This is a genomic window from Actinomycetota bacterium (assembly GCA_035536535.1).
In the GTDB taxonomy this organism is placed as follows: domain Bacteria; phylum Actinomycetota; class JAICYB01; order JAICYB01; family JAICYB01; genus DATLNZ01.
Map to the genome: position 1 here is coordinate 1 of DATLNZ010000045.1, position 8,385 is coordinate 8,385.

The window sequence follows — 8,385 nt, forward strand, 5'->3', positions numbered from 1 at the left end:
TGGCGGAGTCTCTCGGGCTGGACCCCCTCCAGCTGGCCCTGGGGGGCGGCGAGGACTACGAGCTGCTCGTCGCGCTCGACTCCCCCGTCCCACACGTGCCGCTGCACCCGGTGGGCCGGGTGGTGGACGAGGGCCTGTGGCTGGTCCGGGATGGCGAGCAGACTCCCCTGCCCGTCGGAGGTTGGGACTCCTCCGCCGCGGGTAGTCTTGCCGGGTGATTTCCCGCGCGCTGACCATCGCAGGCTCGGACTCCGGCGGTGGCGCCGGCATCCAGGCCGACCTCAAGACGTTCATGGCGATGGGGGTCCACGGGATGTCCGCTATCACCGCGCTCACGGCGCAGAACACGGTGGGCGTCAGCGGCGTGCACGAGGTGCCCCCGGACTTCGTCCGTGCCCAGCTGGACGCAGTCATGCAGGACATAGGCGCCGATGCGGCAAAGACCGGGATGCTGGCCTCGGCCCCCATCGTCGAAGCGGTGGCGGCAGCGGTGTCCGAGCTTCGGATCCCGAACCTTGTGTGCGACCCGGTGTCGGTCTCCAAGCACGGCGACCCTCTCCTGCACCCGGCGGCGGTTGAAGCGCTGCGTCGCACCCTCATCCCGCTGGCGACGGTGGTGACGCCGAACCTTCCGGAGGCCGAGGCGCTTCTGGGCAGGCCGCTGGGGTCGATGACGCCGGACGAGGACGCGGCCCGTGAGCTGGCCGCTCTGGGCGCCAAGTGGGTCCTGCTCAAAGGCGGGCACCTGGGGTCGGAGTCGGCCATCGACCTGCTGACCGACGGTCGGCGGGTCATACGCTACGAGTCCCCGCGGATTCCGACGAAGCACACGCACGGGACCGGCTGCGTTCTGGCCGCCGCGATCACCGCGGGCCTGGCGAAAGGACTCGACGTCGCCGACGCGGTGGGCCTGGCCAAGCACTTCGTCACCCGCGCCATCGAGGCCCACCTGGAGATCGGGTCCGGCATCGGGCCCGTCAACCCGGCTTTCGAGGCAGGCTGACGATGAGACTGTGCCCCCAGTGCCGCGCCTCGGCTGAGGACGCCGCCCGGTTCTGCAAGGAGTGCGGCCGGTCGCTTCCGTCCCGGGTCCCTCAGCCGGGGACGGGCCGGCCGCTTGCGGACTACTTCAGGGAGCCCGGAGCGGGGGCCGAGCCGGGCGCTCCCGAAGACGTGGCGCGGGAGCCCGAGCCCGAGCCGGAGCTGCGGGAGCCCTTGGATCCGCGGGAGCCCGACCCGGCGCCCACCGAGTCTTCCGACGCACCCCCGGCGTTGGATGCGGAGTCGGCACCCGGGGTGCGGGAACCGGCATGGACTGGGGCCCGGGAGAGGTCTGCCGGGGAGGCTGCGGCGGTCCCGGCCGTGTCCGCTCCGTCGCCACCGATCGTCCACACCAGGACGGAGCCGATGGCCATCACGTCGCTGGTCGCTTCGCTCGCTAACCTGATGTGCCCGCCGGTCGGTGCCATCGCCGGAATCATCACGGGCTTTATCGCGCGGTCCAGGATCCGCAAGGACCCGGCCCGCACGGGGGCCGGACTGGCGCTGGCGGGAATCGTCCTCGGTTTCCTCGGGCTGGCCCTCACCATCGGGATGTTCGCGTGGTTTGTGCTGATGCAGGCGTCGACCTTCCAGCCGAACGTGATGGTGGGGCCGGGCCTCCAGGCGCCAAACCTCCAAGGACCCGGATCGCCGGACCGCGAAGCACAGATGTCATTGAGACGGGCCCTGACGAGTGCCAAGACCGTCTACACCGATCGCGAGGACTACAGGACGCTCACCGAACAGGACTTGACGATGGCCGACCCCGGGATGTCCTTCATCAAGGATGGCGTCAGCCAGTCGCCGAACATCGTGAGCTTCCAGATCGTCGGAAAGGACGAACTGAGGATGGCGGTGTTCATCCCGGCCACCGGGATGTGCTTTGCGATCCGCGACGTCATTGGCTCGGCTACGACCTACGCGCTCAAGGCGACCCCGGACTGCAGGCCGTCCACCTTCACCGACTCCGACTTCGGACCCGACCCCTGGACGGGCCGGAGCACCCCCTCGCCCGCGACGTTCTGACGCCGGGCGCTGCCGCCCGTCGCGAAAATGAAGAGACCTGCCCCGAAGGGCAGGTCTCTGTTGTTGTAGACGTCCGGGTCAGGCGGGGCGGACGTTCGTCGCCTGCGGACCCTTGTCTCCCTGGGACACGTCGTAGGAGACCTTCTGGCCCTCCTCCAGCGACTTGTAGCCCTCCATCTGTATGGCGGAGAAGTGGACGAACACATCCTGTCCGTCCTCGCCTGTGATGAAGCCGTAGCCCTTCTCGCCCTTAAACCACTTCACGGTGCCAGTTGCCATGCGAACCCCTTCCTTTCAAAGCGACACTCGGAACTAGACGACCTTCTGGACCTTCCCCGCCTTGAGGCATGAGGAGCAGATCCGGACACGCCGGATGCTGCCCTTCATCGTCGCGCGCAGAGAATGCAGGTTCGGCTGCCACCGCCGGCGCGTCTTGCGCTGCGAGTGGCTTACGTTATTGCCCGCGCGCGGCCCCTTGCCGCAGATGTCGCACTTGGCCGCCATAGCGCACAAAGTTAGCATGGCCCACTGATGAGTGCCTCCGGCCGTCCTCCCGAGAGCACGCTCCGGCGCTGGGCGATGGAGTTCACCGAGCAGCTCCGGCGCCACGAGGCGGAGATCAACTCGCTCAACGTATACCCCGTCCCGGACGGCGACACCGGCTCCAACCTCAGGCTGACCATGGAGGCGGTCGCCGCCAGTCTCGATCAGCTCCCGGACCCTGCCGCCGCGATCACCCGGGGCAGCCTCATGGGGGCCAGGGGCAACTCCGGCGTCATCACGTCTCAGGTCCTGCGGGGCATCTGCGAGCCCCTTCAGGACGGGGCCGAGCTGACGCCCGCGTCGCTTTGCGAGGGCCTCCGGCGAGGCAGCGACCTGGCCTACTCGGCGGTCACGCGCCCGCAAGAGGGCACGATCCTGACCGTGGTGCGCGAGGCATCCGAGGAGGCTGGGCCTGCGGCGGCCGAGGAAGGGTCGTCCGCGGCCTTCACGACGAGGGTCCTGCGGCGCGCGCGGGAGGCGCTGGCCCGCACGCCCGAGCAGCTTCCGGTCCTGGCGCAGGCGGGCGTGGTCGACGCCGGGGGCCGGGGGTTCGTCCTGCTGCTCGAGTCACTTCTGTTCGTGCTGGACGGCACGCCCGTTCCCGAGCCGGAAGCCGCCGCGGGGGTCGTCTCGACGCAGCCGGCGAAGGCGCCGGAATCGATGCAGTTTCCCTTCGAGGTGCAGTTTCTGTTCGAGGCCCCCGACGAGGCGGCCGAGCGCTACCGGCAGATCCTGGAGGGCTACGGCGACTGCGTGCTGGTGGTTGGCGGAGACGGGACGTACAACGTGCACGTTCACACAGACCGCGCCGGCCCCGTCATTGAGGAGGCGCTGGCGCTGGGCCGTCCGCGGCAGATCGAGGTGACGTCGCTGGAAGGGCAGGTCGCGGAGCTGCACGAGGCATCGGTGCTGGCCCGCCTGCGAGGGGAGCCCGAGCCACAGGACACGTCCCCGCTGGACCCCCTGGGGGTCGTCGCCGTCGGGGCAGGCGACGGGATCCTGTCGATCTTCCGCTCGATGGGGGTGAAGGGACTGGTGCCGGGGGGCCAGACGTTCAACCCGTCCGCCGAGGAGATCCTCGAAGGCATCCGCCGGGCGCGGGCCGAGCAGGTCATCGTGTTGCCGAACAACCGCAACGTCATCGCGTCCGCGCGCACGGCGGCCAGGGTTGCCGTCGACGAGGGTGTGGCCAAGCGGGTGGAGGTTGTTGCGACGGAGTCTCCGCTGCAGGCGTTCACGGCGCTGGTCGCGCTGGACCGCGACTCCTCGATCGAGGAGGCCGTCGAGGCGATGACGACGGAGGGGCTCCGCACTCGCCACGGCGAGGTGGCCTTCGCCGTGCGGACCGCCGACACGCCGGCCGGGCACGTGGAGGCGGGACAGTGCCTCGGCCTGGCTGGCGGGGAGGTGGTCGCCATCGGAGCGGACCCCAACGAGTGCGTCCTGCGGGTCCTGGAGAAGATGGCCGACGACGACGCTTCCCTGGTCACGCTCGTCTACGGCGAGGGCATAGACGAATGGTCGGCCCACGAGCTGGGCAAGAGAGTCGGATCAGCCTTGTCGCTGGAGGTCGAGGTGCACCACGGAGGACAGCCGCACTACCCCTACCTGCTGGGGGTCGAGTAGCAGCGAGCGGTTTCGTGCCGGATGGCACGGCCCCCTGTACAACCGGGCCCACCCCTTGACAGGTGCGGAACCTCCTGTAAACTACATGGCTCATCTCTCCTCGCCCCGGGCCCCACGCCGCCCATCGAAAGCCCGTATTCGAACGCGTAAGGAGCCACGTGCCAGAGGGGGAACCGACAGGCCGACGACCCGGCCCGCCGCGCCCGAAGGGGCCGGCGGGGCCCCTGCGGCGTCTGTTCCCGATGGTCCGGCCCTACCGCCGCAACCTGGTGGTGGCGATCGCGGTCTCGATCGCCGCCCTGGGGGCCCAGGTCAACGCGCCGCTGGTCGTCAAGCGGTACATCGACGAGGCCATCAGGGGCAACCGGCCGCAGTCGGTGATCCCCTACGCGCTTGTGATCTTCGGCCTTGGCCTCGCGCAGGCCGTCATGTGGTTTGTCCGGCGCAACCTGCTCGGATCGGCGGCGGTCGGGCTCGAAAACGACCTGCGCAACCGCCTCTACGGGCACCTTCAGGCGCTGCCCGTGTCCTTTCACGACGGGTGGCAGTCGGGGCAGCTGGTGTCGCGTGCCGTCAGCGACATCTCACGCATCCGCAGGTTCCTGGGCTTCGGTCTGTCCTGGCTGGTGATCCTGGCCGTCCAGTTCGCGTGGATCACCGTCCTGCTCTTCCGCCTTGACGTGGGCCTGGCGATCACCACGATCGCGTTCTCGGCCCCCGTGGCGTTGATGAGCTACCGCTTTTCGCGGAGGTTCCGCAAGATTTCGCGCGACACCCAGGACCAGCAGGGAGACCTCACCACGGTCATCGAAGAGGTCGCCACCGGCGTGCGCGTGATCAAGTCGTACGGACGCAGCCGGGAGCGCTCTGAGATCTTCAGCCGTCAGGCCCTGAAGCTGCGGGAGATAACCCTGGTCGGTGTGTCGCTGCGGGCCAAGTGGTGGTCGCTGAACACGATCCTGCTGAACACCAACCTCGTCGTGATCCTTCTGTTCGGCGGCTTGCGGGTCGTCAACGGCGGGCTCAGCCTCGGCGCCCTGGTCGCTTTCATCCAGTTCCAGCTGATGCTGGTGTGGCCGGTCCGCGATGTCGGGTGGATCCTGTCCAACGGCCAGGAGGCGTCCGCGGCCGCGGAGCGGGTGTTCGAGATCCTCGACACGCCCGCCGACGTCGCCGACCTGCCGGGAGCGACACCGCTGCCGACACCGGCCGGGCGGCTGGCCTTTGAAGGAGTCCGGTTCACCTATCCCGGGACGCGGTCGGAGGTCCTCAAGGGCGTTGACTTCCGCATCGAGCCCGGCGAGACGCTCGCGCTCGTGGGGTCCACCGGCAGCGGGAAGACGACGCTGGCCTCCCTGGTCAGCCGGTTCTACGACCCGGACGGGGGCCGGGTCTCGCTCGACGAGCGCGACCTCAAGTCGCTGACGCTGGACTCGCTTCGCTCGCACGTAGGGGTCGCCTTCGAGGACCCGATCCTTTTCAGCGCGTCGGTCCGGGAGAACCTGCTGATGGGAAGTCCGGACGCAAGCGACGACGACCTGTGGGACGCGCTGGCGGCGGCGCAGGCCGACGTGTTCGTCCGCAACCTGCCGTGGGGTCTGGACACCCGCGTGGGCGAGCAGGGCTACTCGCTGTCGGGCGGACAGCGCCAGCGCCTCGCCTTGGCCCGGGCCGTGGTCGGTCGGCCCCGGGTGCTGGTGCTCGACAACCCGATGTCGTCGGTGGACGTCCACACGGAGGCACTGATCGAGGAGGCCCTGAAGTCGATCCTTCAGGGCCGCACCGCGCTGCTCATCGCCTACCGGCCTTCGACGCTGCTGCTGGCCGACAGGGTCGCGCTGCTGCACGAGGGCCGCATCGTCGCCACCGGCACCCACCACGATCTGCTGTCGGAGGTCCCGCTGTACCGCGAGATGCTGGCCAAGGACGTCGCCGACCCGTTCGCCGCCGAGGAGGTGAACGCATGAGCACCGTGGATTCGTGGCGCGGAGTCGCCTCGGAGACCGCCGAGGAAGTTACCGGCGGGATGGCGGGATTCCTGCGCCGTCGCAGCCGCAGGCTGCTCGGCTCCCTGCTGCGTCCGCACCTGCGTGGGTTCGCGATGGGCGGCGTGCTCGTTACCCTCAACGCGGCCGCCATCCTTGCCGGGCCACTGCTGGTGAAGTTAGGGATCGACTCCGGCATCGAGCCGTTCGTCGCCGGGGCACCCCGCCGGGGCCAGCCGCTGACGATTCTGTTCCTGGTCGTCGCCGCGTACGCGGTGATGCAGATCCTGGACGCCGTCACCCTGCGCGGGTTCCAGCGCGTCACCGGCCGGACCGGCGAGAACGTCCTGTACGACCTGCGCACGCGCGTCCACGACCACTTCCAGCGTCTGAGCGTGAGCTTCTACGAGCGCTACACGTCCGGACGCATCATCGCCCGCCTCACCTCGGACATCGACGCGCTGTCCGAGCTGCTGTACACGGGGATGATCGCGCTGCCCGTAGCGATCCTGCAGCTGGTCGGCATCGCCGTGATCCTGTTCTTCCTGGATCCGCCGCTGGCCGCGGTGACTCTCTCGGTGTTCCCGCTGGTGTTCCTGCTGACGCGCTGGTTCCGGCGCGAGTCCGAGCGCGTGTACCGCAAGGTCCGCGAAGCGGTCGCCCTGGTGATCATCCACTTCACGGAGTCGCTCGGCGGCATCCGCGCCGTCCACGCGTACCGTCGGGAGCCGCGCAACCAGGAGATCTTTGAGGACGTCAACGGCCGTTACCGCGACGCGAACATGGAGTCGATCCGCGTCAGCTCGCTTTACGGACCGGGGGTTCAGGTGCTGGGCGACCTTGCGGTCACTGCCTGCCTTGTCTACGGCGGCTACCGGGTGCTCGGGCACGACATCCCGATCGGCACGCTGGTCGCCTTCGTCCTGTACATGAGGCAGTTCTTCCAGCCGATGCAGGAGCTGTCCCAGGTCTACAACGTTTTCCAGGCCGCTTCCGCGTCGCTTGAGAAGCTGTCCGGGGTGCTCGAGGAGGAGCCGTCGGTGGCGGAGCCCGACCCGGCATCGGCCGTCTCAAGGCAGCACTGGGGCGGACGCATCACGTTCGAGGACGTCACCTTCGCCTACCGCGAGAAGCCGGTGCTGGAGCACCTGTCCTTCGAGGTGCCGGCCGGACAGACGGTCGCGCTGGTAGGTCCGACGGGGGCCGGCAAGTCCACGATCGCGAAGCTCGTCTCGCGCTTCTACGACCCGACGCGCGGACGCGTGTGCATCGACGGGGTGGACCTGCGCTGCCTCAGCGACGCCGACTTGCGGCGGACGATCGTGCTCGTGACCCAGGAGGGGTTCCTTTTCTCCGGCACCGTCGCCGAGAACATCGCCTTCGGACGTCCTGACGCCACCCGCGAGGACATCGAGCGCGCCGCGCGCGTGGTCGGGGCCTACGGGTTCATCTCCGAGCTTCCCGAAGGCTTTGACACCGACGTCCGCAAGCGCGGCGGCCGGCTTTCGGCCGGGCAGCGGCAGCTCGTGGCGCTCGCGCGGGCTTTTTTGGCCGACCCGCAGGTGATCATTTTCGACGAGGCGACGTCGTCCATCGACATGCCGTCGGAGCGGCTGATCCAGGAGGCGCTGGAGGTCGTACTGCGGGACAGGACGGCGTTCATAATCGCCCACCGCCTGGCGACGGTGGAGATCGCCGACCGCGTGCTCGTCATCGAGGACGGGGGCGTTGTCGAGGACGGGTCTCCCGGCGACCTGGTGCTCCAGCCCGGGCGGTGGGCCGCGCTGTCCCAGGCCTGGGAGGACTCCCTGGCCTGAGCTGTCCCGGCCCCCCCATAGGCTGATGCGATGCGCGAGGCGGTGCGTGGCGAGCAGGCGATGGGATGTCCTGACCGTGGGCTGCTCGGTGGGTTCTCGGCCAGCGTCCTGCGGCACCTGCACGCCGATCGCAAAGCCGGGGGAGCGGCCAGGTCCTGGGCGATGGCGGCTCTTGCGTCCTACGGCCTGAAGAACGCGGCCGACCGCGAGGAGGCTTGCCTGCGCCTGTCGCTGCTCGTCCCTTCCTCACCGCCGCCCAGCGGCGGCTCGGCGTCGCTCCAGGACCCCGTGGAGACCCTTCCTGGGGTCGGGCCAAAGGTCGCGGCGAAGATGCACTCGATGGGGCT

At 69.3% G+C, this 8,385-nt stretch carries 9 protein-coding genes; 7 read left to right on the forward strand and 2 right to left on the reverse strand.

Annotated elements, in window-relative coordinates; translation table 11 throughout:
* The 3 genes from VNE62_03145 to VNE62_03155 form a co-directional block, all read left to right on the forward strand.
* Nucleotides 1-218 (forward strand): hypothetical protein (locus tag VNE62_03145; GenBank protein HVE91285.1); only part of this gene is annotated, 218 nt, incomplete at its 5' end.
* Nucleotides 215-1,003 (forward strand): bifunctional hydroxymethylpyrimidine kinase/phosphomethylpyrimidine kinase, encoded by a 789-nt coding sequence (thiD, locus tag VNE62_03150; GenBank protein HVE91286.1) that lies wholly within the window; start codon nucleotides 215-217, stop codon nucleotides 1,001-1,003. The genes VNE62_03145 and thiD, both read left to right, overlap by 4 nt.
* A 2-nt stretch (nucleotides 1,004-1,005) precedes the next feature.
* A complete protein-coding gene (locus VNE62_03155) occupies nucleotides 1,006-2,067 on the forward strand; it encodes a DUF4190 domain-containing protein (GenBank protein ID HVE91287.1) in 1,062 nt (353 codons plus the stop codon).
* Nucleotides 2,068-2,145: 78 nt separating this feature from the next.
* Here VNE62_03155 and VNE62_03160 read toward each other — a convergent pair whose 3' ends face one another.
* Nucleotides 2,146-2,346: a cold-shock protein gene (locus VNE62_03160; protein ID HVE91288.1), complete on the reverse strand. Its 201-nt coding sequence runs from the start codon at nucleotides 2,344-2,346 to the stop codon at nucleotides 2,146-2,148.
* Between the two features lie 33 nt (nucleotides 2,347-2,379).
* Complete coding sequence (rpmB, locus tag VNE62_03165) at nucleotides 2,380-2,571, reverse strand: 50S ribosomal protein L28 (GenBank protein HVE91289.1); 192 nt, start codon at nucleotides 2,569-2,571, stop codon at nucleotides 2,380-2,382.
* Nucleotides 2,572-2,598: 27 nt separating this feature from the next.
* Between rpmB and VNE62_03170 the strand changes: the two genes are divergently transcribed.
* The 4 genes from VNE62_03170 to VNE62_03185 form a co-directional block, all read left to right on the forward strand.
* On the forward strand, nucleotides 2,599-4,236 hold the full coding sequence (locus VNE62_03170; GenBank protein ID HVE91290.1) for a DAK2 domain-containing protein: 1,638 nt from the start codon (nucleotides 2,599-2,601) through the stop codon (nucleotides 4,234-4,236).
* A gap of 242 nt (nucleotides 4,237-4,478) precedes the next feature.
* Entirely contained in the window at nucleotides 4,479-6,203 is a 1,725-nt protein-coding gene (locus tag VNE62_03175; protein ID HVE91291.1) for an ABC transporter ATP-binding protein, read from the forward strand.
* The gene (locus tag VNE62_03180; protein ID HVE91292.1) at nucleotides 6,200-8,038 is read left to right on the forward strand and encodes an ABC transporter ATP-binding protein; all 1,839 of its coding nucleotides are present in this window, start codon (nucleotides 6,200-6,202) and stop codon (nucleotides 8,036-8,038) included. The genes VNE62_03175 and VNE62_03180 overlap by 4 nt, the downstream gene beginning before the upstream one ends.
* Before the next feature lie 30 nt (nucleotides 8,039-8,068).
* A partial coding sequence (locus VNE62_03185; protein ID HVE91293.1) for a hypothetical protein occupies nucleotides 8,069-8,385 on the forward strand: 317 nt, incomplete at its 3' end.

What these genes read in the sequence shown, in the direction of transcription:
- VNE62_03170 (HVE91290.1), top strand. Translation starts at nt 2,599, where the DNA reads ATGAGTGCCTCCGGCCGTCCTCCCGAGAGCACGCTCCGGCGCTGGGCG.
- VNE62_03175 (HVE91291.1), top strand. Translation starts at nt 4,479, where the DNA reads ATGGTCCGGCCCTACCGCCGCAACCTGGTGGTGGCGATCGCGGTCTCG.
- rpmB (HVE91289.1), bottom strand. Translation starts at nt 2,571, where the DNA reads ATGGCGGCCAAGTGCGACATCTGCGGCAAGGGGCCGCGCGCGGGCAAT.
- VNE62_03160 (HVE91288.1), bottom strand. Translation starts at nt 2,346, where the DNA reads ATGGCAACTGGCACCGTGAAGTGGTTTAAGGGCGAGAAGGGCTACGGC.
- VNE62_03180 (HVE91292.1), top strand. Translation starts at nt 6,200, where the DNA reads ATGAGCACCGTGGATTCGTGGCGCGGAGTCGCCTCGGAGACCGCCGAG.
- VNE62_03155 (HVE91287.1), top strand. Translation starts at nt 1,006, where the DNA reads ATGAGACTGTGCCCCCAGTGCCGCGCCTCGGCTGAGGACGCCGCCCGG.